Below are 21,356 nucleotides of genomic sequence, written 5' to 3' on the forward strand. Positions count from 1 at the left end.
CGTCACACTGTGGCTAGTTCAGACACGAGGGAAGATAACCATGACGCAGCCGGAACACGACGTCCTCAAGGCCGCGCAGGACAACCTGTGGTTGCACTTCACCAGGCACAGCGCGTACCAGCAGTCCGAGATCCCGACCATCGTGCGCGGTGAGGGGTCCTACGTCTACGACATCCACGGCAAGCGCTACCTCGACGGTCTGTCCGGTCTGTTCGTGGTCCAGGTGGGTCACGGGCGGCAGGAGCTGGCCGAGGCCGCCGCCAAGCAGGCGCAGGAGCTGGCGTTCTTCCCGTTGTGGTCCTACGCCCACCCGAAGGCGGCGGAGCTGGCGCAGCGGCTGGCCGCGCACACCCCGGGCGAGCTGAACCGCGTCTTCTTCACCACGGGCGGCGGTGAGGCGGTCGAGACGGCCTGGAAGCTGGCCAAGCAGTACTACAAGCTGATCGGCAAGCCGCTCAAGCACAAGGTCATCAGCCGCCAGATCGCCTACCACGGCACCCCGCAGGGCGCGTTGTCGATCACTGGCATCCCGGCGTTCAAGCAGATGTTCGAGCCGCTGGTGCCGGGCTCGATCCGGGTGCCGAACACCAACCACTACCGCGCCGACGAGATCACCGGCGTCAAGGGCATGTCGCCCGAGGAGTACGGCATCTGGGCGGCCGAGCGGGTGGCCCGCGCGATCGAGATGGAGGGCCCCGACACGGTGGCCGCCGTCTTCGCCGAGCCGGTCCAGAACGCGGGCGGCTGCTTCCCGCCGCCTCCCGGCTACTTCCAGCGGCTGCGCGAGATCTGCGACGAGTACGACGTCCTGCTCGTCTCGGACGAGGTCATCTGCGCGTTCGGCCGGCTGGGCACCATGTTCGGCGGCCAGAAGTTCGACTACGTGCCCGACATCATCACCTGCGCGAAGGGCATGACCAGCGGTTACTCCCCGATCGGGGCGATGATCGCGCACGAGCGGCTGTTCGAGCCGTTCAAGAGCGGCGACACGATGTTCGCTCACGGGTACACGTTCGGCGGCCATCCCGTCTCCGCCGCGGTGGCGCTGGCCAACCTCGACATCTTCGAGCGCGAGGACCTGCTCGGCCACGTCACGAGGAACGAGCCGCGTTTCAAGCAGACCCTCGACGATCTGCGCGACCTGCCGATCGTCGGCGACGTGCGCGGCTCGGGCTACTTCTGGGGCATCGAGCTGGTCAAGGACAAGACCACCAAGGAGACGTTCACCGCCGACGAGTCGGAGCGGCTGCTGCGCGGGTTCCTGTCGAAGGCGCTGTTCGACGCGGGCCTGTACTGCCGCGCCGACGACCGCGGCGACCCCGTCATCCAGCTCGCCCCACCGCTGATCGCCGGGCAGAAGGAGTTCGACGAGATCGGAGCGATCCTCCGTGGCGTGCTCGCCGAAGCCTGGGCTCAGCTCTGACACCCCTCAATCCGGTACGACGGAGTGCCGGTTCCCGAAAGGATCCACCGCCATGAAGATCGGCGTTCCAGCCGAGGTCAAGAACCACGAGTATCGCGTCGCCGTCACCCCGGCCGGCGTGCACGAGCTGGTGCGCAACGGGCACGACGTCACCGTACAGCGGGGCGCCGGCCTGGGCTCGCAGATCACGGACGAGGAGTATCTCTCGGCCGGTGCCAAGATCCTGGACAGCGCCGACGCCGTCTGGGCCGAGGCGGACATGGTGCTCAAGGTGAAGGAGCCGATCGCCGAGGAGTACCACCGGCTGCGCGAGGGGCTGGTGCTGTTCACGTACCTGCACCTGGCCGCCTCCCGGCCGTGCACCGACGCGCTGCTGAGCGCGCGGACCACCGGCATCGCGTACGAGACGGTGCAGGTCGGCAACGCGCTGCCGCTGCTCGCCCCCATGTCGGAGGTGGCCGGTCGCCTGGCGCCGCAGGTGGGCGCGTACAACCTGATGCGCTTCAACGGCGGCCGGGGCATCCTGCCGGGCGGCGTGCCGGGCGTGGCGCCGGCGAAGGTGGTCGTGATCGGCGGCGGCGTGTCCGGGCTGAACGCCGCGCAGATCGCGGTCGGCATGGGCGCCGACGTCACCGTCCTCGACACGAACGTGGACCGGCTGCGCCACATCGACGCCATCTACCAGGGCCGGCTCAAGACGCTCGTGTCCACGGCGTACGCGATCGAGCAGGAGGTGCTGCGGGCGGACCTGGTCATCGGCGCGGTGCTGATCCCCGGCGCCAAGGCCCCCACGCTGGTCTCGAACGACCTGGTCAGCCGCATGAAGCCGGGCTCCGTGCTGGTGGACATCGCCATCGACCAGGGCGGCTGCTTCGAGGACTCGCGCCCGACGACGCACGCCGAGCCGACGTACAAGGTGCACGAGTCGGTCTTCTACTGCGTGGCGAACATGCCGGGCTCCGTGGCCAACACCTCCACCTACGCCCTGACAAACGCGACCCTCCCGTACGCGGTCAAGCTGGCCAACCTGGGCTGGCGGGATGCGATCAGGTCGGACGCGGGCCTGGCGGGCGGGCTCAACACGCACGGCGGCAAGCTGACGAACGAGCCGGTCGCGCAGGCGCTCGGCCTGCCGTACACGCCGGTGTCCGAGCTGGTGTGACCAGGGTGCGGGCCTAGCGGATCCCGAGTCGCCAGCGCAGGTCGCGGGCGGTCACCAGGACGTGCTGGAGCTCCGCCGGGCTGGGCCAGGGCGCGCTGCCGGGCCGGACGAGCGCCCCGCGTACCGACGCGAGGTGCTCGATGGCGCTGGCGTGCGCGCCGCTGCGCTCCGCGAGCCAGGCCAGCACGTCGGAGTGGTCGTGCAGCGGCCTGGTCACCAGGTCCCAGGTGGCGAGCACCTCGGCGAGGTCGGCGACCCGCAGCTCGGCCTCGCCCCGGCGCGCGGTGGCCGCCGCGGCCAGCTCGGCACGGGCGGTCAGCTCGGGCTCGGCGGGCCTGGCCCAGGAGGGCGGCGGCGGGTCGGCCAGCCACTTCTGTGCCTCGCCGTGCGCGCCGGCGACCGACAGCAGCCCGCCCAGCTCGACGGCGGCCCTGTGGTGCCCGGCCCGGGCCGCCTGACGGAACCAGTGCTGCCCGCCCGCCAGGTCCCCGAACTCGGCGATGAGCAGCAGCCCGTAGTTGAACGCCGATTCGGCGTCCCCGCCGGCGGCCGCCCGCCCGAACCAGTGGCTGGCGGCCGCGGTGTCGTCCAGCTCCACGCAGACGAACCCGGACATGCGCTGGTCGTAGGCGCGGCCGGCGTTGGCGGCCTGCTCGAACCAGGCGCGCGCGGCCCGCAGGTCGCCCCTGGACAGGGCCACGCCGCCGAGCCGGGAGGCGGCGCCGGGGTGCTCGCTCCTGGCGGCCAGCCGGTAGTACGCCTCGGCGCCCTCCGGGTCGCGGCTGGCGTGCAGGTACAGGCCCAGGCAGTAGGCGGCGTCGGCGTGCCCGCCCCTGGCGGCGCACTCCCACCAGTGGACGGCCTCCGCGTCCTCGCCCGCGCAGTACGCCAGGAACCCCAGGTCGTGGGCGGAGGCCGCGTCGCCGCCCTCGGCCGCCCGGCGGTGCCATTCGCGGGCGTGGCCGGGATCGCCGGCGTCCTCACACATGAGTGCCAGCCTGCGGGCGGCCGTCCTGGACCCGGCCATGGCCGCGCTCTCGAACCAGACCCGGGCCGCGCCGACGTCGCCGCGCTGCTCCAGCAGCAGGAGCGCCAGGTTCGTGGCGGCTTCGGCGTCGCCGGTGCTGGCGGCGGCCTCGTACCAGGTGACGGCGTCCTCCAGGCTGCCGTGTTTCTCGTGCCAGATGCCCAGGTTGTAGGCGCTGTCGACGTTGCCGCCCGCGGCGGCGCGCTCCCACCAGTGCCGGGCGGCCACGCGGTCGCCGTGCTGGGCGAAGAGCTTGCCGAGCCGGTGCGCGGCCTGGGCGTCGCCCGCCTGCGCGGCGGCCATCAGCTCGGGCTCGTCACCCACGCGCGGCGCCGGTACGGACGGCACCCCCACCTCTCCTTGCCAGGACATGGCGACAGAGTGGCACGTGATCGCCCGATCGCGAACGGTAATCGCCGAAGCCTCTGGGACGAATGAGAGGAAGTCTCTAAGAGAAGTGGATGAAGCCGGTGTACATGCCCATGCCGCAGACGTAGCGCAGCGAGCCCGCGGGCTGCGGCGGCAGCCGTACGGTGGCGGGGAGTGCGAGGTCGCGCCCGCCGATCGAGACGGTGTCGGTGCAGCCCCGGCCGGCGACCTTGAAGACCACCTCGACGGGCACGCCGGCCCGCGCGGTCACGATGGCGGGCCGGTAGCCCTCGCGGGTGGCCCACACGGTGACCGTCGTCGCGCCGGTCTCCGTGGTGGCGGGGGCGGCGGGGACGGCGAGCCAGCCGCCCAGGTTGACGCCGGCCGCCGCGGTCCACAGGCCGGCCCCCACGGCGACGACCCCGGCCCAGCGGGCCAGCCGGGTGCGGGAGACGCGCCGCAGCACGTACCCGAGCAGCGCGAACGCGGGCGCGGTGCCGGCCACGAACCCCGCCATGGCCGCGGCGCCCGCCAGTGGCGAGCCGCTGGAGACGGCGATCATCTCGACGCCGAGCGTCACCCCGCAGGGCACGAGGATGGTGGCCGCGCCGAGCAGCGGCGCCCGGTAGCGGGACGGCGGCGCGGGCTCGGGCGCGGTGCGGCACGGGCGCCGCATGAGCCGGATCGCGAAGCCGATCACGGTGATGCCGGCGATGACCAGCAGCACCGCCCTGGCCTGCGGCGGCAGGCTGACGGCCGAGCCGAGCAGCCCGAGCAGCGCCCCTGTCGTGGTGTACGAGGCCAGCCGCCCGGCCAGGAACCAGGCCACGAGCGCGGGGTCCCGCCCCTGGCGGCCGTCGGCGAGCCCCATGAGCAGCCCGCCCTGCGCCGCCGTGCACGTGGCGGTGCCGGCGACGAGGCCGGCGGCCACCCCGCCGGCCAGCAGGGTGAGGGTCTGCACGGTCAGCGGGCGGGCGCCAGGTCGTCGAGCGCGCCGCTCCTGGCGGCCTCGACGATGGAGCCGAGCTGGTCGAGGCTCATCTCCACGCGCTGCCCGAAGTCGTCGACGATGACGACCCGGCGCTCGGCGGGGGCGGTCTCGTCGACGAACAGCTCGGGGCAGCCGCAACTGCACTGGCCGCAGAACTTGGCGATGGACCGCATCATCGTCCTCACTCTCTCTCGGGCCGTGTTACTCGCAAGGTAACGCGGGCTCCCGGATGCGGCCAGTGACAGTTGTCGCACTCATGGTGATGTTTAGGATGATCCGCCCCTCAGCACAGACATCCTTTCGAAGTACTCGTCGTCGGTCATCTCGCCGCGGGCATACCGTTCGGCGAGGATCTGCTCGGCGGACGCGGTGGGCGAGGCGGCGGCGGTGTGGGCGGGCGCCCGGCGCGGCCCCCACCAGCCCCTTCGCCAGCTCAGCACGGCCAGCGCGATGAAGCCGACCCAGAGCAGGCCCCAGACGATCGGGAAGATCGGTGCTATGCCTCCGGCGGCGCCCCAGTGCGGGCCCGCCACGATCAGAGTGTCCATGTCTCCTCCTTGACGTGTACCTCCAGGGTCGCCGGAGGAGCCGCGCGGCGAATCGGACGGCGGGCGCTGCTCGCACTGCGCCCGCCGGAGTGCTCAGGCGGGCCGGCCGTACGACAGCGGGGGTAGGGCGCCGGTGCGTTTCATCGTCCTCAGGACGGGGGCGGTCTCCAGCGTCTGGACGGCGTCCAGGGCGCTGACCCGCTCGGTGAGGTAGCGGTACAGGGCGGCGCTGTCGCGGCACAGGGCGGTGGCGAGCAGGTTCGCGGGGCCGGTGGTGACGGCGGCGAAGGCGATCTCGGGGTGGCCGGCCAGCGTCGTGGCCACGTCCAGCAGTGCGGACGGGCGTACGGACATCCACAGCCGCGCCTCAGAGCGGTAGCCGAGCAGCCTGGGGGAGTAGTCGAGCTGGACGTTGACCGCACCGGACGCCCTGAGCAGCGCCAGGCGGCGCTTGACGGTGGCCTCCGACCAGCCGGTGGCCGCGGCCAGCTCGGCGTGGCCGGCCCGCCCGTCCCTGGCCAGGACGGCGGCGAGCCGGTGGTCCTCCTCCTTCAGGACGATCTCGCGGCGCTCGGCGGGCGGCGGGCGCAGTTCGTCGGCCTGCTCGGGCGTCAGCGCCGCCAGGCCCGGCCAGCCGTCGGGCAGCGCGAAGCCGCGCAGGAGCAGGTGCGCGGTCATGCCCAGCACGCGGGCGGTCCTCGGCAGCCGCTCCAGCAGGACCGGGTCGGGGGACTGGGTGAAGCAGGAGATCTCGGTGCCGCCGGACAGCAGGTGCACCCAGTACGCGTCGGGCCGCCTGGCCAGGGCCTCGGCGATGGCGGGGCCGGCGTCGGGGGTGCAGCGGACGCGGACGGTCCACGGCTCGTACCCGAGCAGCGCCCCGTCCACCCCGCCCACGACCCGGATCACCCCGCCCGCCACCAGCCTGCGGTAGCGGCGGGCCACGGTCTGCTCGGAGACGCCGAGCACGGCGGCGATCCTAGCGAACGGCGCGCGGCCGTCGAGCTGCAACGCGTGGATCAGGCCCCGATCGGTGGCGTCCAAGGTGGCGGATCCCATCCTTGAAGCGTATCCAGATGGAGGAAAACTACTATCTCAAGGCCGGGAGTGGGAGGCGGGCGGCCGGACGCGCCAGCCTGGACGGCATGATCCTCGTGACTGGAGCCACCGGCAACGTCGGACGCCAGGTCGTCCACCAGCTCATCGCCGCGGGCCACTCCGTACGCGCCCTGACCAGGAACCCGGGCACCGCCCGCCTCCCGCAGGCGGCGCAGGTCGTCAAGGGCGGCCTGGAGACCATCGACCAGTGCCTCGAAGGAGTGGAGTCCGTCTTCCTCATGTGGCCCTTCCACACGGCGGAGGCCGCCCCCGCGGTCGTCTCCGCCGTCGCCCGGCGCGCCCGCCGCGTCGTCCTGCTCTCCTCCGGAGCGGTACGCGACCAGCCCGACTCCTTGGTGGGCCGCTCGCACCGCGAGCTGGAGCAGCGGGTCGAGGAGTCGGGCCTGGCCTGGACCATGTTGTGGCCCAGCACGTTCGCCGCGAACGCGCTGTGGTGGGCCGACCAGGTCCGCGCCGGCGACGTGGTGCGCGGCGCCTTCGGCGCGCTGCCGATGGCGATGCTGCACGAGAGCGACATCGCCGCCGTCGCCGTGCGGGCCCTCACCTCCGGCGGGCACGAGGGCGCCCGCTACGAGCTGACCGGCCCGGAGGTGCTGACCCAGGCCGAGCAGGTACGGATCCTCGGCCGGGCGCTCGGCCGCCCGCTGCGCTGGCAGGAGCTCACCCGGGAGGAGGAGCGGCGGCGGCTGCTGGCCGACGACGGCTTCCCCGACGCGTTCGTGGACGAGCTGCTCGACGGCTACGCCCGGATGCTCGGCGGCCCGCCGCCGGCCCTGACGAGCACGGTCGAGGAGGTCACGGGCCGCCCGCCGCGCACCTTCGCCCAGTGGGCGGCCGACCACGCGGCCGACTTCCGGTGACCAGGCCGGTGATCAGGCCCATGATCAGGCCGGTGATCAGCGCAGGCAGAACTCGTTGCCTTCGGGGTCGGCCAGCACCGTCCAGTCGTCGTGGGTGCGCACCAGCTCGGCCCCGAGCCCGAGCAGCCGCTCCATCTCGGCGTCGGGGTCGTCGGCCCGCAGGTCGAGGTGGAGCCGGTTCTTGACGATCTTGCGTTCGGGCACCCGCTGGAACCACAGCCGCACCGGGCCGCCCTCGACGAGCACGGTCGGGTCGTCCTCGGGGTCGTCGACGCCGATGGAGCGCAGCCGGGCCAGCTCGGCCTCGTCGTAGGGCGCCACCTCGTACGCGTCGAGCGCCGCCGCCCAGAACCGCGCCAGCGACGCCGGATGCCGGCAGTCGATCACCACGTCACGCAGCTCGACCATCAGGTTTCCTCGCCTCGATCAGGAACCGGGCGGAGTGGGCCACGAACGGCCCCTCCGCCTCGATCCGCTCGTGCAGTGCGCGCAGCTTCCCGGCGAAGCGCTCCACCGAGAACCCGGGCACGATCCAGATCACCTTCCGCAGGAAGTAGATGACGGCCCCGATGTCGCCGAACTCCATGCGCAGCCGCTCGGAGCGCAGGTCCACCACCTCCAGCCCGGCGGCCTGCGCCGCGGCCCGGGCGCGGGCGGGGTCGCGGTGGCCGGCGTCGTGGGGGCCGAGGAAGTGCTCCGACAGCTCGTACACGCTGCCGGGCCCGACCTGCTGGGAGAAGTAGGAGCCGCCGGGACGCAGCACGCGGGCGATCTCCGCCCACCACGTGGCCACCGGGTGGCGGCTGCTGACCAGGTCGAAGGCGGCGTCGGCGAACGGCAGGCGCGGCTCCTCGTCGTCGGCCACCACCCACGCGCCGCGCGGGCGCAGCCGGGAGGCGGCCAGCCGCAGGTTGGGCGGCCAGGACTCGGTGGCCACGGTCACCGGCGGCAGCGCGGGCAGCCCGGCCAGGATCTCGCCGCCGCCGGTCTGGATGTCGAGCGCGGCCGACGCCCGCGCCATGCGCTCGCCGAGGAGCCGGGCGTATCCCCAGGAGGGCCGCTCCTCGGTGGCCCGCCCGTCGAGCCAGGAGAAGTCCCAGCCGTCGACCGGCACGGTGGCGGCCTCGCGGACCAGATCGTCGTACGTGCGCCCCATGCTCCGACCATGTCAGCGGCCGGGGCCGGAGATCAACCACATTTCTTTCACGCGAGGCGGGCCCGGATCGCGGCGCGATCGATGCCGAGCTGGTCGACGAGCTGCGCGACGGGGTCGGGGCTCTTCTGGGCGAGCAGGCCGAGCGCCAGGTGCCGGGGCACCTCGGCGTCCCTGGTCTTGACGGTCGTGGCCTTGATGGCCTGGTTGAGCACGGCCCTGGCGCTGGAGGTCAGCGCCGTCGCGGGGACGGCCGGGTGCTTGCGCGGCGTGTCGGGCAGCTCGCCCACCTCCAGCCCCAGCATGCGCAGGGCGGCGCGGTCGAGCTGCTCCAGCGCGGCGCGGGCGGCGGCCAGGTCGACGCCGAGCGCCCGCGCCGCCTCGTCGTGGTGCAGGAGGCCGAGCAGCAGGTGCTCGGTGCCCAGCCGCCGGTCACCGCGCAGCCTGGCCTCCTCGAACGCGGCTTTGACGATCACCGTCACCGAGCTCTTCTGCCTGCCGAACATCGTCAGCCCCCTCATTTCCCGTATTTGGCGTGCACCGACTGCCGTGACATGCCGAGCGCGTCACCGATCTGCTCCCAGGTCCAGCCCTGCTCCCTGGCCAGCGCCACGGACACCGCTTCGACCTGCTCGGCCAGCCGGTGCAGCGCTCCGACCGCGCGCAGGCCCATGGCGGGGTCGTTGGCGCGGATCCGCTCGGTCAGCTCTGTAACGTCCACGCCTGTCAGGCTAGATTGACAAGCGCGATTTTGTCAATCTAGCCTGACAGGCATGGAAGATGTGCTGATCGTGGGGGCGGGCCCCGTCGGGCTGATGCTCGCGTGCGAGCTGAGCCTGGCCGGCGTGCGCCCCGTCGTGCTGGAGAAGAGAGCCGAGCCGGGCGACCTGCCCAAGGCCAACGGCATCGGCGGCCAGATCGTCGACTTACTCGACCACCGCGGGCTGCTGGAGCGCTTCAGCGCGGGCAGCCCGTTCGCGGGCCGGGCCACCGGCTTCCCGTTCGCCGGGGTGCCGCTGCGCTTCGAGGGCCTCGACGACATCCCGTTCAAGCTGATGCTCATCCAGCAGCCGCACCTGGAGCGGCTGCTGGCCGAGCGGGCGCGCGAGCTCGGCGTCGAGATCAGGCGCGGCAGCGAGGTGACCTCGCTGACGCAGGACGAGGAAGGAGTGACGCTCGGCACCGGGGACACCGAGCTGCGCGCCCGGTACGTCGTCGGCTGCGACGGCGCCCGCAGCGGCGTACGCGAGTGGGCCGGGATCGCCTTTCCCGGCACCACCGACGAGGAAGGGCTGCTCATCGGCCACTTCAAGGCCGACATCAAGGTCTTCGACAGCCTGGAGGGCGACGGCCTCCAGCCCGGCTGGAACCGCACCCCGCACGGCCGCGTGCTGCTCACCTCGCTGCGCGACGGCGTGCTCATCGCCGGCGTCCGCGAGCCCGCCACCCTGCCCGACGGCCCCGTCACGCTCGACGACTTCCGCGCCGCCGTGCGCCGCGTCCTCGGCAGGGACGTCCCGCTCGGGGAGCCGATCTGGCTGTCCAGCACGCTCTCCCAGGCCCGGCTGGCCGGGCGGTACCGGGCCGGCCGCGTGTTCGTGGCCGGCGACGCCGCGCACCTGTTCCCGGCCGGCGGCTCGGCGCTCAACGTGGGCATGACGGACGCCGTCAACCTCGCCTGGAAGCTGGCCGCCGTGCTGCGGGGACGCGTCCCGGACACCCTGCTCGACACGTACGAGAGCGAACGCCGGCCGATCGGGGCCCGCACCCTCATGCAGACCCGCGCCCAGGCGGCCGTCGACCGGGTGGAGGGCGAGAACGGCCAGGCGCTGCGCGACCTGCTCGGCGAGGTCTTCGCCTTCGAGGAACCCGCCCGGCACCTGGCCCGGCTGCTGCACGACTCCGGCCTCGCCTACGGCTCACCGGACCACCCGCTGACCGGCCGGTTCGTCCCCGACCTGAAGCTGGCGGACGGGCGCCGCGTCGCCGACCTCATGCACGCGGCCCGCCCGCTCCTCCTCGACCTCGGCGGCGGCGCGGACCTGGAGGACGACTGGATCGACGTGGTGCACACCCACTGCGCCGACGCCCCCGCCGACGCCCTCCTGATCCGCCCGGACGGCTACGTGGCCTGGGCGGGCACGGGCGGCACGGACGGCCTGGCGGAGGCCGTGTCCACCTGGTTCACTCCAGGAAAGTCCTAGGCGAGGTCGTCCCGGTGCGGCGCGTACATGGTCTCCAGATCGACGAGGTGAACCCGTCCATCGGCGGCGGCCGCCTTGAGATCGGACGGAAATCCGGTCTTGGAGAACAGCGCCGGCCTGGCCTGCTCCGCATCCCAGCCCAAGCCTGTGAGAAGGTCGCGGATGTGCTCAAGCCGGCGGAGGTCCGCCATCGTGCGGGCCTTGCCGGTGCACTTGGCCTCCCCGAGGAGGGTGATCCGCGCGCCCTTCGACCTGGCCTGAGCGGTCCGGCTGATGGCCACGACGTCCACCTCGTGACCACGGTGCTCGCGGCAGGCGACCTCGGTCGTGCCGACCTGTCCGATGTCGTCGAGGCCGGTCTCCGCGCCGTACCAGCGGACCCACGCGCGGGCGGCCTCCTCGAAGTGCGGGCCGAGGATCTTGTCGGAGAAGGTTTTGCGTGAGCGGTCCCACACGTCCCGGGCGTGACGCAGTTCGAGAGCGCTGATATTCGGCTGGACGATCAGGTTGTGGAACCGTACGGCGGGGTCGGCGATGGTGATCGTGGGCCGGCGCTGCCTTAGCAGGTCCTGCTCGCTGCGGATGAAGCCGCCGTCACGCATGACATTGAGGTGATATGTGAGCGCCTTGGCGTCCATGCCGACCAGACCGCCGATCTGCGTGGGCGACGTCGCTCCCATGGCAACCGCCCACCAGATCGCGTTGTAGATGGCGCGATCACGGATGCGTGGGTCCTCCGCCAACAGGTAGTCGGGCTCGGTGAACAGGATGTGGGAGGGGTTGAGGATGCTGTGCTCCAGCCAGCGGAAGAACCCTTCCTCGCCCGGGGCGGGCGCATCACCGACGATGTCGCGATACCCCGGAGCGCCACCCAGCACCGCGTCGATGAGGAAGGCGGTCTGCGGTGGCGCGTCCCAGTAGTCGGCCGCGTCACGGAAGCGGAAGGGGCCTATGCGCAGATCGAGCACCGCACGTCCGCGTAGAGCCTGGTCGCCGGCCAGGAGGGTGGACATGATGGAGATCGCCGAGCCGCACAGGATGAGCTTGAAGGGCGGGTGCCCCTTGCGGGGCCCACGTCTGTCGTAGAGTGCCTGGATGGCCGAGGGCAACTCCGGGGAGTGGTCGATCAGGTACGGGAACTCGTCCAGTACCAGCAGGGGAGGATGGGTGCCCGGCCTGTGGGACAGCGCGTCCACGGCTGTGTCCAGTGCCGTCACCCAGTCCTGGAAAGTGCCGAGCCGGTAACCCAGGGACTGGGACAGGAAGTCGGAGAAGCGGGCCAGCGCCATGGCCCTGCTCTGCCTGAGCGCCACGGTGTAGACCCCGTTGACCGCATCGCACAGATGCTCGAGCAGGAAGGACTTGCCGTGGCGGCGACGCCCGCGCACCACGCCGATGCGGACCCCCGGCGCGCGATCACCCACGAATCGGACCAGATCGTCCCACTCGTGATGGCGATCGAACACCCCGTCGGGCTTGATGACTTCCACGTCGCTCATGTTAACCAAAATCCAGTTAGGTCAACTGCATTTCGGCTAACCTTCACAGCCAGCCCGGTTTGACCAGGCCCGACTCGTAGGCGATGACGACGAGCTGGGCGCGGTCGCGGGCGTGCAGTTTCATCATGGCCCGGCTCACGTGCGTCTTCGCCGTCGCCGGCGACATGAACAGCTTGGCCGCGATCTCGTCGTTCGTCATGCCGGTGCCGACCAGGGCGAGCACCTCGCGTTCGCGGTCGGTGAGCTGGTCGAGGCCGTCGGCGATGATGGGCTCCTTGGCGCGGGAGGCGTACTCGGCGATGAGGCGGCGGGTGACGCTGGGCGACAGCAGCGCCTCGCCGGCCGCCACCACCCGGACGGCCTGGATGAGCTCGGCCGGTTCGGTGTCCTTGACGAGGAAGCCGCTGGCGCCGCCGCGCAGCGCCTCGAAGACGTACTCGTCGAGCTCGAACGTGGTCAGGATGATGATGTGCGGCCCCGGCGGCATCTGGCGGGTGGCGGTCAGGCCGTCGGTGCCGGGCATGCGGATGTCCATGAGCACGACGTCCGGCTGGTGCTCGGCCGCCAGCCGGACGGCCTGCGCGCCGTCGGACGCCTCGGCCACCACGGTCATGTCCGGCTGGGCGTCGAGCAGCGCCTTGAAGCCCGCGCGGACCAGCGCCTGGTCGTCCGCCAGCAGAACCTTGATCATGACCTCTCCTCGGGTAGGGGCAGCCGGGCCTCGACCTGGAAGCCGGCGCCGGACGGCCCGGCGACCAGTGTGCCGCCAAGCGCGGAGGCCCGCTCGCGCATGCCGGGGATGCCGTTGCCGCTGCCGGACTCGGCCAGCGCGCCGGGGGTGCCGGAGCCGGTGTCGGTGACGCGCACGACGAGCTCCCGCTCGCCGTACTCCAGCCGCACGCTCACCCGCGCGCCCGGCGCGTGCCGGGCGGCGTTCGTCAGCGACTCCTGGACGATCCGGTACGCCGCCCGCTCCACCTGCGGGGGCAGCGGCCGGGAGCCGACGCGTTTGAGCGCCACGTCGAGCCCCGAGCGTTCGATGAGCTCGTCGAGGCGGTCGAGCCCGGCCGTGGGGGAGCGGGGGGCGCCCTCGCGCAGCACGTTCAGGACCGAGCGCAGCTCGCCGAGCACCTCCTTGGAGGCCGTCTTGATCGTGGCCAGGGCGGTCCGCGCCTGTTCGGGGTTGTCGTCGATGAGGTGCAGCGCGGTCGAGGCCTGGACGTGGATGAGCGAGATGTTGTGCGCCAGCACGTCGTGCAGCTCCTGCGCCATCGTCAGCCGCTCCTCGCTGGCCTGCCGCCTGGCCTCCTCCTCCTCGACGCGCTCCCGCTCGGCCCGGCGCTCCTTGACGGTCTTGACCAGCTCGGCCACGACCATCAGCAGCATGACGGAGGTCAGGATCCACACGCTGTGGAACAGGTCGCGTTTGCCGACCGCCCAGGCGTAGGTCAGGATCGACAGCAGCGACATCGCGGCCATCACCCAGGCCATCAGTCTCCTGCCGCGCAGCACCAGCAGCACGAGCAGCACGCCGGGGCTGACGAAGCTGGGGCCGTAGGCGTACCCGCCGATCAGGAACAGGTCGGAGGCGAGCAGCGCGGCGGCGGTGGTCAGCAGCGGGAAGCGGCGGTGCAGCAGCACGGCCAGCGGGCCGATCAGCAGCAGCGCGTAGCCGTAGGGGTCGAGTGCCTCCCGCTCCGCGCGCTGCCCCCATGAGGCGCCCCGGCCGATCACCTGCTGGGCGACCGCGACGATCAGGGCGAGGTAGGGGTCGAAACCGTGTTTCCCGCGCACGCCCCTCACGCTAGTTCCCCCTCCTGACCAGCGCATCATCCGTATGTGTGAGCGGGCACTACCACGCGGGGCGTACGTGGGTCATCGTGGACCCATGCGCCGTGCGATCATTCCCGCAGCAGCAGCTCTCTTCGTCTCGCTCGTGCCCGCGCCCGCCGCGCTGGCGCGGCCCCCCGTGAAGGTTCCCGTCGCCGAAGGGTACGGCGGCGCGGTGGCCACCGTCGACCTCGACGCCAGCAAGGCCGCCATCTCCGTGCTCAGGAGGGGCGGCAACGCCATGGACGCCGCGGTCGCGGCCGGCGCGGTGCTGGGCGTCACGGAGCCGTACTCGTCCGGCCTGGCCGGCGGCGGCTTCATGGTCTACTACGACGCCAGGCAGCGCAAGGTGTTCACGATCGACGGCCGCGAGACCGCCCCGCGGGCCATGACCTCGACCTCGCTGGAGGGCATCCCGTTCGACGAGGGCGTCACCAGCGGCCTGTCGGCGGGCGTGCCCGGCACGGTCGCCACCTGGGACCTGGCCCTGCGCAGGTTCGGCACCATGTCGCTGGGGCAGGCGCTCCAGCCGGCGATCGAGGTGGCCTCGAAGGGCTTCGTCGTGGACCAGACGTTCTACGACCAGACCGCCGCCAACGCCGCCCGCTTCAAGGACATCTCCTCGACGGCCAAGCTGTACCTCCCGAACGGCGCCCCGCCGCCGGTCGGCTCGGTCTTCAGGAACCCGGAGCTCGCCGACACCTACCGGGAGCTGGGCAGGCGCGGCCCCGGCTGGCTGTACGGCGGTCAGCTCGGCAAGGAGATCGTGGCCACCGTCAAGAACCCGCCGGTCACCCCGGGCAGCACCCGCAACGTCCGGCCGGGCCTGATGGAGCTGTCCGACCTGCGCGCCTACCGCGCCCTCCTGCGCGAGCCCACCAAGATCTCCTACAACGGCATGGACGTGTACGGCATGGCCCCGCCCTCCTCGGGCGGCTCCACGGTCGGCGAGGCGCTGAACATCCTGGAGGCGCTGCCGCGTGTCGGCCTGCACGAGTACCTGGAGGCGTCCAGGCTGGCCTTCGCCGACCGCGGCAAGTACGTCGGCGACATCCCGGGCGTGCCGCTCGAGGAGCTGCTGTCCGACGGCTTCGCCAAGGAGCGCGCGTGCCTGGTCGGCGACACGGCCCTGACGTCCCCGGTCGCGCCGGGCAGCCCCGACGGCTCGTACGAACCGTGCGCCGAGCCGACCGGCACCGCCACCCCGGTCGCTCAGGAGGGCCCCGAGACCACACACCTGGTCGTGGCCGACCGCTGGGGCAACGTGATCGCCTACAACCTGACGATCGAGTCCACCGGCGGCAACGGCATCGTGGTGCCGGGCCGCGGCGTGCTGCTCAACAACGAGCTGACCGACTTCACCTTCGGCCCGGCCCCCGGCGACCCGAACCTGCCGGGCCCCGGCAAGCGGCCGCGCTCGTCGATGGCGCCGACGCTGGTGTTCGACGGCGGCCGGCCGGTGCTGGCGGCGGGCTCGCCGGGCGGCTCGACGATCATCACGACCGTGCTGCAGATCCTGGTCAACCGCTACGAGTTCGGCATGAGCCTGCCGGAGGCGCTGGCCGCGCCGCGCGCCACCCAGCGCAACACCGCGCAGACGCAGGCCGAGCAGGCCTTCCTCGACAAGTATCGGGCCGAGCTGGAGGCCAAGGGGCACAGCTTCGCCCTGAACCCGGAGATCGGGGCCGCCACGGCGCTGGAGTTCCTGGGCAGGAGCCGGATCCAGGCCGTGGCCGAGCCGACCCGCCGGGGCGGCGGCAGCGCGATGGTGGTCTCGCCCGGTAGATGACTAGTAGATGAGCTCGTAGGCGCCGGGTCTCACCTTCCGGGTACGCGCCCAGTACTCGAAGGTGAAGCCCGGCCAGATCGTCCGGTTCACCCCCTGCTCGTCCAGGTACCAGGAGCTACAGCCTCCCGCGTTCCAGACCAGGGGGTCGAGCCGGGCGCGCAGCCGCTCGTTGAACGCGCGCTGGGCCCGCGGCCGCACGTCCACAGCTCTGGCCTGGGTGCGGGAGAGCAGGCGCAGGCACTCGATGACGTAGCGGACCTGCGACTCGATCATGAACACGACCGAGGTGTGGCCGAGCCCGGTGTTGGGGCCGAGCAGGAAGAACAGGTTGGGGAAGCCCGAGGTGGCGATGCCGTAGTACGCCTCGATGCCGTCGCGCCAGGCGTCCTGGAGCTTCAGCCCGTTCCTGCCGACGATGTGGCGGGCGGCGAGCGCGTCGGTCACCCTGAAGCCGGTGCCGTAGACGATCGCGTCGGCCTCGTGCTCCTGGCCGGCCACCAGAGAGTGCTCGCGGATCTCGGTGATCGGGTCGGTGACGAGGGTGACGTCCGGCCTGGTCAGGGCCGGATAGTAGTCGCTGGAGACGATGATGCGCTTGCAGCCGATGAGGTAGTCGGGGGTCAGCGCGCGGCGCAGCTCCGGGTCGGGCACCTGGGCGCGCAGGTGGCGGAGCGCCAGCCGCTCGTGGGCCTTCATCAGGCGGGGGTGCACGGCGAAGCCGAGTGCTCTGGTCTCCAGGGCCCAGTAGATGCCGGCGCGCAGGGCCCTGGCCGCGCCGGGCAGGCGCAGGAGGCGGCGGGCGGCGGGGGAGAAGGCGAGGTCCGGCTTGGGGTGCAGCCAGGGGGCGGTGCGCTGGAAGACGGTGACGTGGCGGGCGGTGCGGGCGAGCTGGGGGACGAACTGGACGGCGGAGGCGCCGGTGCCGATAACGGCGACGCGCTTGCCGGTCAGGTCGGCCGCGTGGTCCCACTCGGCGGAGTGGAAGGCGGGGCCGGCGAAGGTCTCGCGCCCCACAATTTCCGGAAATTTCGGGATGTGGAGGGCGCCGATCGCGGAGATCACCGCCTTCGGGCGCAGGGTGCCGCCGTCCTCAGTGGTGACCGTCCAGGAGCGGTCGGCGTCGTCGTACTCCATGGAGACGACGTTCTTGCCGTACCGGATGTGAGGGGTGACGCCGTACTTGGCGGCGCAGCGCCGCAGGTAGTCCTGGATCTCCTCCTGCGGCGAGAACATCCGCGACCAGCCGGGGTTCAGCTCGAACGAGTACGAGTACATGTGCGACGGCACGTCGCACGCGCAGCCGGGATAGGTGTTGTCGCGCCAGGTGCCGCCCAGCTCGGCGGCCTTCTCCAGGATGACGAAGTCGTGGTGACCGGCCTGTTTGAGCTTGATGGCCATGCAGATCCCGGCGAAACCGGACCCGATGATCACGATCCCTGGCTCACCCACTGGCTCCTCCCGCGGCCGCGCTTATTGGACTGTGTGTCCAATGTAGCCAGCGCACCCCTCACGGTCCAGATGCCCTGGGGAACGACGAAAACCCGCCACGGCGCCCGCGGCGGGTGAAGCTGTCGGCTGTCTTACCTGAGCAGCAGGAGGTGTCTTACCTGAGCAGCAGGAAGGCGGCGACGCCGATGATCACGATGGCGGCGACGACCGCGATGATGGGCACGAGGGGCGACTTCTTCGGCTTGGCCGCGGACTCCTGCTCGCGCGCGTTCGCGAACGCGCGGAAAGCCTGCGTGTTGCCCGCCGGGTCGATGTGCTGGTCAGACATGGGCAGCAGCCTAGCGTGCCCGCCTGCGATGTTTGCCTCTTTTGGTGGGATACGTAGTGATGGGCTGATTAGGGGACCACCCCACCTGCCGGATAGCTTGGAAGCATGCTCAGGACCCTGCTCTCGCCGCGCCTCGTGGGGCTGCACCTGCTCACGATCGGGGTCCTGGTCGCGTTCATCCTGCTCGGGCGCTGGCAGCTCGGCGTCTTCCAAGATTCGGGAAAGCCGCGTGTCGCCACCGACCCCGAGCCCGTCGCAGTCGCCACGCTCGCCAAGGCCGGCGCCCAGCTCGACGGCGAGCTCGTCGGCCGCAGGGTCACGGCCGAAGGCGTCTACGAGGCCGACCGCCAGCTCCTGGTGGCCGACCGGCGGGCCGACGTCGACGCCCCCGGCGGCAACGTCTCCCGCGACGACGGCTACTGGGTGCTGACGCCCATCAGGCTCGACGACGGCACGCTCATGCCGGTCGTCCGCGGCTGGGCGGCCAAGGCCGACGACCCCGGCGTGGCGGCCGTGCCGCAGGGCCGGGTCACGGTGTCCGGGCGGCTGCGGCCCCAGCAGGGCACCGACAGCGTGCAGCGGCGCGCGGAGGGGCTGCCCGCCGGCCAGGTGCAGACGGTCTCCACGGGCGAGCTGGTCAACCTGTGGAGCGGGCAGCAGGTCCGCACCGGCTTCGTCGTCGCGCAGCCCGCCTCGGGCTCGCTGACGCCGGTCAAGGTGGCTCCGCCGGTGGTCGGCGGCACGCTGACGTGGCGTAACCTGGCTTACGCCGCCAACTGGTGGATCTTCGCTGGATTCGCCGTCTTCATGTGGTTCCACTTCGTCCGCGACGCCGTGCGCGGCGACCGGGACCACCGCAAGTCGTCCCCTGAGATGGTTCTGGAAGGTTAACGGTGGAATCGGCTCTCAAGCCCTTCCGGGTGCTCGCGTACGTGGTCGGATGCATGCTGCTCGTCTTGTGCGTGGGCATGGTCCTGCGGTACGGCTTCGGCGAGGACGCCATGTCGAAGATCGTCGCCCCCATCCACGGCGGGCTCTACATGATCTACCTGATCACCGTGATGAACCTGGGCATGAAGGCGCGCTGGTCGTGGCCGTACATGGCCGGGGTCATGCTCGGCGGCACGGTGCCGTTCCTGTCCTTCTACGTCGAGCGAAGGGTGACCCAGCGCGTGCAGGACGCGCTGGCGGCGGCGGAGGCCTGAGACCCCCGCCGCCAGAGGCGGGCACGAAAGCGGTCAGCGCCCGATGCCGCGCCTGCGGGCCCTCTTGAGCCGCTCGCGCTGCGACGGGTCGAGCATCATGTAGCCGACCACCGGGGCCGCGATCACGCCGAGGACCACCAGCAGCGTGACCCAGCCGGGCAGGATCATCCACGAGAGCAGGACCGCGATGCCCGCACCGATCGCGTACTTCTGAATGGGCGACATCCTCAACATCCTCCGAACGCGGAGCGCGCGCCCCGCCTCTCCCACATTCTGCGTCGCCTGTCCAACGTGTGAACCCGCCACAAGGTTCCATGTCGCGATGTATCGCAATCGTTGTGCGATCGGTCAGGCCAGGCCCCGGTGATCGACCAGGCTGGGCCGCGGTGATCGGTCACGCCAGGCCGCGGTGATCGGTCACGCCAAACCGGCGGCGATCGTCAGCAGCTCCCGGCGCAGCTCGTCCATCGTGGGCCGCCCCGCCGGGTCGCCCGACAGCAGCCGCGCCAGCACCGGAGCCAGCGCCCCCGCCCTGGTCAGCGGCGCCCCCGGCGCGGGCGGCACCCCCTCGACGGCCAGGAAGAGCGTGGCGCCGAGCGACCACAGGTCGGCGGCCCGCGTCGCCGCGCCCTCCGGCGCCGTGTACGCCGGGAGCGTTCCCGGCCTCGGCAGCGGCGCCAGCCAGGCCCGCCCCGCGTCGTCGATCAGCACGTTCCCCGGCTGCACCCCGCCGTGGAAGCCGGCGGAGGCCGCCAGCCGGTCGAGGACGGCCAGCCCGATCGCGGCCACCCGCTGGGGCGGCAGCGGGCCCGCCGCCACCACCGCGTCCAGCGGCCGGTCCACGGCCAGCCGGTCGAGCGTCTCGCGCACCACCTCCAGGGGCGGCGGCCCCGACGGATGCAGCATCGCCCGCACCAGCGACCTGAACGGGTCGGCGCCCGCCGCCGGCACCTGGCCGGGCGGCCGGCCCTCCACCGCGAAGTGCAGCGTCGCGGCCAGCGACCACAGGTCGGCCGAGGGCAGCGTGCTCAGGCTGGGGAACCCGAACCCGGCCAGCACCGCCCGCCCCGTCGCGGTGAGCAGCACGTTGCCCGGATCGACCCGGCCGTGCACGATGCCGGCCGCGTGCGCCGCGCTCAGCGCCGACAGCACGCAGACCCCGACCCTGGCGGCCTGCGGCACCGGCAGCGGGCGCCGCGAGCGCACGGCCTGCTCCAGCGACATCCCGGAGACGAACTCCATCACCAGCCACGGCGTGCCGTTCTCGATCAGCACGTCGAGCACCCGCACCACCGACGGATGCCGCAGCCCCGTCGCCCTGCGCGCCTCGAACATCGCGGCGTCGCGCAGCTCCGGCGGCACCCGCAGCTCCCTGACCGCCACATCCCGGTGCTCCGCCTCGTCGAACGCCAGCCGCACCGAGCCGGCGCCCAGCGGGTTCAGCAGCCGGTAGCGGTCGTTCAGCTTCCTGGCCTCGCCCCCGGCCCCCGCCCACGACGTCATCATGCGGAGCCGCCCGCCAGCCAGCTCTCGTGGGCCGCGTACACCTTGCGCCAGAGCCGGTCCTTCTCCCCGGCGCTCACGTCGTCGAGCGGCAGCAGGAAGACGTCCGCCAGTGCCGCGTAGTAGTCGCGCGCCGTGCCCAGCGTCACCGAGTGCGCGCCCCTGCCCAGGCGGGTCAGCGCCAGCCCGCGCAGGGTGTCCACCCCGTACGCGTCGCGCCGCTGCACCGTCGCCACCCGCACGAACCCCGACTCCGGCGAGGTGGTCAGCTCCACGTGCTTGTCCGCGAACGCCGACATCTCCACCGCACTCATGCCGAAGTCCATGCCCGCGAACGAACCAGCCGGATCGTGGTCGAGCCGCCACCCGCCGGGCGCCACCTCCGACGGCCGCAGCACGTACGTGAAGGGCCCCTGCCGGTACGTGCCCGCCACCAGCGGCAGCGGCTCGTGCAGCGCGTCACCGAGCCCCAGGTCCACCAGCCACTCGCCGCCCGGATTGGCGTCGGAGGGCAGGCCGCGCACGGTCAGCACCAGATGGTTGCCGGACACGCCCGGCTCACCGCCGCGCCCCTGCACGCCCCCGACATGCCGGGTCACGTCGTAGCCGAGCGCCCGCGCCAGCTGCGAGAAGGCGCCGTTGAGGTGGTAGCAGTAGCCGCCGCGGCCCCCGATGATCCGCTCGGCGGACTCGACGGGATCGACGGTCGTGGTGCGGCCCAGCCAGATCTCCAGCGCCTCGTACGAGACCCTCTCGACGTGCGCCATGTGCAGCACGCGCAGCGTCTCGGCACTGGCAGGGGCGGTGAGCAGGCCGGGCAGGCCAAGGCGGCGGAGGTAAGCGGCGGTGTCCACCCGCCAAGTCTGCACGGTTTGTGCACGGATTTGGGAGTGTCGT

Annotated in this window: 24 protein-coding genes; 7 read left to right on the top strand and 17 right to left on the bottom strand. The window is 72.2% G+C overall.

The features are described 5' to 3' along the window. The first annotated feature begins 40 nt into the window (after positions 1-40). Complete coding sequence (locus HCN51_RS07600; RefSeq protein ID WP_168008169.1) at positions 41-1,423, top strand: aspartate aminotransferase family protein; 1,383 nt, start codon at positions 41-43, stop codon at positions 1,421-1,423. 52 nt (positions 1,424-1,475) lie between these two features. Further along, positions 1,476-2,585, top strand: coding sequence for an alanine dehydrogenase (gene ald, locus HCN51_RS07605; protein ID WP_168008171.1), 1,110 nt, complete (start codon positions 1,476-1,478; stop codon positions 2,583-2,585). Positions 2,586-2,598: 13 nt separating this feature from the next. Here the strand turns inward: ald and HCN51_RS07610 are convergent, their stop codons facing one another. The 5 genes from HCN51_RS07610 to HCN51_RS07630 form a co-directional block, all read right to left on the bottom strand. Further along, positions 2,599-3,984: a tetratricopeptide repeat protein gene (locus tag HCN51_RS07610; RefSeq protein WP_168008173.1), complete on the bottom strand. Its 1,386-nt coding sequence runs from the start codon at positions 3,982-3,984 to the stop codon at positions 2,599-2,601. Positions 3,985-4,060: 76 nt separating this feature from the next. Next, positions 4,061-4,942: an urease accessory protein UreH domain-containing protein gene (locus tag HCN51_RS07615; RefSeq protein ID WP_206066697.1), complete on the bottom strand. Its 882-nt coding sequence runs from the start codon at positions 4,940-4,942 to the stop codon at positions 4,061-4,063. Positions 4,943-4,944: 2 nt separating this feature from the next. Beyond that, positions 4,945-5,148, bottom strand: coding sequence for a hypothetical protein (locus HCN51_RS07620; protein ID WP_206066698.1), 204 nt, complete (start codon positions 5,146-5,148; stop codon positions 4,945-4,947). A gap of 90 nt (positions 5,149-5,238) precedes the next feature. After that, a complete protein-coding gene (locus HCN51_RS07625; protein WP_168008175.1) occupies positions 5,239-5,520 on the bottom strand; it encodes an SHOCT domain-containing protein in 282 nt (93 codons plus the stop codon). A gap of 93 nt (positions 5,521-5,613) precedes the next feature. After that, positions 5,614-6,579, bottom strand: coding sequence for an Lrp/AsnC family transcriptional regulator (locus HCN51_RS07630; RefSeq protein ID WP_168008177.1), 966 nt, complete (start codon positions 6,577-6,579; stop codon positions 5,614-5,616). Between the two features lie 86 nt (positions 6,580-6,665). On the opposite strand from HCN51_RS07630, the gene HCN51_RS07635 reads away from it, so the two are divergent. Continuing rightward, entirely contained in the window at positions 6,666-7,499 is an 834-nt protein-coding gene (locus HCN51_RS07635) for an SDR family oxidoreductase (protein WP_206066699.1), read from the top strand. 36 nt (positions 7,500-7,535) lie between these two features. Here HCN51_RS07635 and HCN51_RS07640 read toward each other — a convergent pair whose 3' ends face one another. Genes HCN51_RS07640 through HCN51_RS07655 form a run of 4 tightly spaced genes read right to left on the bottom strand, consistent with a single transcriptional unit; the run spans position 7,536 to position 9,373 of the window. Beyond that, the gene (locus HCN51_RS07640) at positions 7,536-7,907 is read right to left on the bottom strand and encodes a VOC family protein (RefSeq protein WP_080042758.1); all 372 of its coding nucleotides are present in this window, start codon (positions 7,905-7,907) and stop codon (positions 7,536-7,538) included. Beyond that, positions 7,891-8,655: a class I SAM-dependent methyltransferase gene (locus tag HCN51_RS07645; protein ID WP_168008179.1), complete on the bottom strand. Its 765-nt coding sequence runs from the start codon at positions 8,653-8,655 to the stop codon at positions 7,891-7,893. The genes HCN51_RS07640 and HCN51_RS07645 overlap by 17 nt, the downstream gene beginning before the upstream one ends. 47 nt (positions 8,656-8,702) lie before the next feature. Then, positions 8,703-9,173: a Clp protease N-terminal domain-containing protein gene (locus HCN51_RS07650; RefSeq protein ID WP_230465572.1), complete on the bottom strand. Its 471-nt coding sequence runs from the start codon at positions 9,171-9,173 to the stop codon at positions 8,703-8,705. Beyond that, positions 9,170-9,373: a helix-turn-helix domain-containing protein gene (locus HCN51_RS07655; RefSeq protein ID WP_080042755.1), complete on the bottom strand. Its 204-nt coding sequence runs from the start codon at positions 9,371-9,373 to the stop codon at positions 9,170-9,172. The genes HCN51_RS07650 and HCN51_RS07655 overlap by 4 nt, the downstream gene beginning before the upstream one ends. 52 nt (positions 9,374-9,425) lie before the next feature. Between HCN51_RS07655 and HCN51_RS07660 the strand changes: the two genes are divergently transcribed. Then, positions 9,426-10,856, top strand: a complete 1,431-nt coding sequence (locus HCN51_RS07660; protein ID WP_168008181.1) for an FAD-dependent oxidoreductase — start codon at positions 9,426-9,428, stop codon at positions 10,854-10,856. Here HCN51_RS07660 and HCN51_RS07665 read toward each other — a convergent pair. The 3 genes from HCN51_RS07665 to HCN51_RS07675 are packed head-to-tail and all read right to left on the bottom strand — an operon-like array spanning position 10,853 to position 14,149. Further along, positions 10,853-12,355 carry an ATP-binding protein gene (locus tag HCN51_RS07665; RefSeq protein ID WP_168008183.1) on the bottom strand — a complete coding sequence of 501 codons (1,503 nt, stop codon included), beginning with the start codon at positions 12,353-12,355 and terminating at the stop codon, positions 10,853-10,855. The two genes, HCN51_RS07660 and HCN51_RS07665, sit on opposite strands and share 4 nt — an antisense overlap. Positions 12,356-12,398: 43 nt before the next feature. Beyond that, the gene (locus tag HCN51_RS07670; protein ID WP_168008185.1) at positions 12,399-13,046 is read right to left on the bottom strand and encodes a response regulator transcription factor; all 648 of its coding nucleotides are present in this window, start codon (positions 13,044-13,046) and stop codon (positions 12,399-12,401) included. Continuing rightward, positions 13,043-14,149, bottom strand: a complete 1,107-nt coding sequence (locus tag HCN51_RS07675) for a histidine kinase (RefSeq protein WP_168008187.1) — start codon at positions 14,147-14,149, stop codon at positions 13,043-13,045. The genes HCN51_RS07670 and HCN51_RS07675 overlap by 4 nt, the downstream gene beginning before the upstream one ends. 94 nt (positions 14,150-14,243) lie before the next feature. Here HCN51_RS07675 and HCN51_RS07680 point away from each other — a divergent pair, with 94 nt between their 5' ends. Further along, the gene (locus HCN51_RS07680) at positions 14,244-15,974 is read left to right on the top strand and encodes a gamma-glutamyltransferase family protein (RefSeq protein ID WP_168008189.1); all 1,731 of its coding nucleotides are present in this window, start codon (positions 14,244-14,246) and stop codon (positions 15,972-15,974) included. Here HCN51_RS07680 and HCN51_RS07685 read toward each other — a convergent pair whose 3' ends face one another. Together HCN51_RS07685 and HCN51_RS07690 are read right to left on the bottom strand one after the other, a co-directional pair. After that, positions 15,975-17,423 (bottom strand): NAD(P)-binding domain-containing protein, encoded by a 1,449-nt coding sequence (locus tag HCN51_RS07685; RefSeq protein WP_168008191.1) that lies wholly within the window; start codon positions 17,421-17,423, stop codon positions 15,975-15,977. It lies immediately after the preceding gene. Positions 17,424-17,577: 154 nt separating this feature from the next. Continuing rightward, on the bottom strand, positions 17,578-17,751 hold the full coding sequence (locus tag HCN51_RS07690; RefSeq protein ID WP_168008194.1) for a hypothetical protein: 174 nt from the start codon (positions 17,749-17,751) through the stop codon (positions 17,578-17,580). A 105-nt stretch (positions 17,752-17,856) separates the two neighbouring features. Between HCN51_RS07690 and HCN51_RS07695 the strand changes: the two genes are divergently transcribed. Continuing rightward, positions 17,857-18,642, top strand: a complete 786-nt coding sequence (locus HCN51_RS07695; RefSeq protein WP_168008196.1) for an SURF1 family protein — start codon at positions 17,857-17,859, stop codon at positions 18,640-18,642. Between the two features lie 2 nt (positions 18,643-18,644). Continuing rightward, entirely contained in the window at positions 18,645-18,956 is a 312-nt protein-coding gene (locus tag HCN51_RS07700) for a DUF3817 domain-containing protein (RefSeq protein ID WP_168008198.1), read from the top strand. 33 nt (positions 18,957-18,989) lie between these two features. On the opposite strand, the gene HCN51_RS07705 is transcribed toward HCN51_RS07700, so the two are convergent. The 3 genes from HCN51_RS07705 to HCN51_RS07715 all read right to left on the bottom strand — a co-directional run bounded on the left by HCN51_RS07705 (position 18,990) and on the right by HCN51_RS07715 (position 21,313). Continuing rightward, positions 18,990-19,181, bottom strand: a complete 192-nt coding sequence (locus HCN51_RS07705) for a hypothetical protein (RefSeq protein WP_080042747.1) — start codon at positions 19,179-19,181, stop codon at positions 18,990-18,992. Between the two features lie 192 nt (positions 19,182-19,373). Further along, positions 19,374-20,462 (bottom strand): protein kinase domain-containing protein, encoded by a 1,089-nt coding sequence (locus HCN51_RS07710; RefSeq protein WP_168008200.1) that lies wholly within the window; start codon positions 20,460-20,462, stop codon positions 19,374-19,376. Then, a complete protein-coding gene (locus HCN51_RS07715) occupies positions 20,459-21,313 on the bottom strand; it encodes an arylamine N-acetyltransferase (RefSeq protein ID WP_168008202.1) in 855 nt (284 codons plus the stop codon). Before HCN51_RS07715 ends, HCN51_RS07710 begins: the two co-directional genes overlap by 4 nt. Positions 21,314-21,356 lie beyond the last annotated feature (43 nt).

The sequence above is a fragment of the Nonomuraea composti genome, from assembly GCF_012034275.1.
Classification (GTDB): Bacteria; Actinomycetota; Actinomycetes; order Streptosporangiales; family Streptosporangiaceae; genus Nonomuraea; species Nonomuraea composti.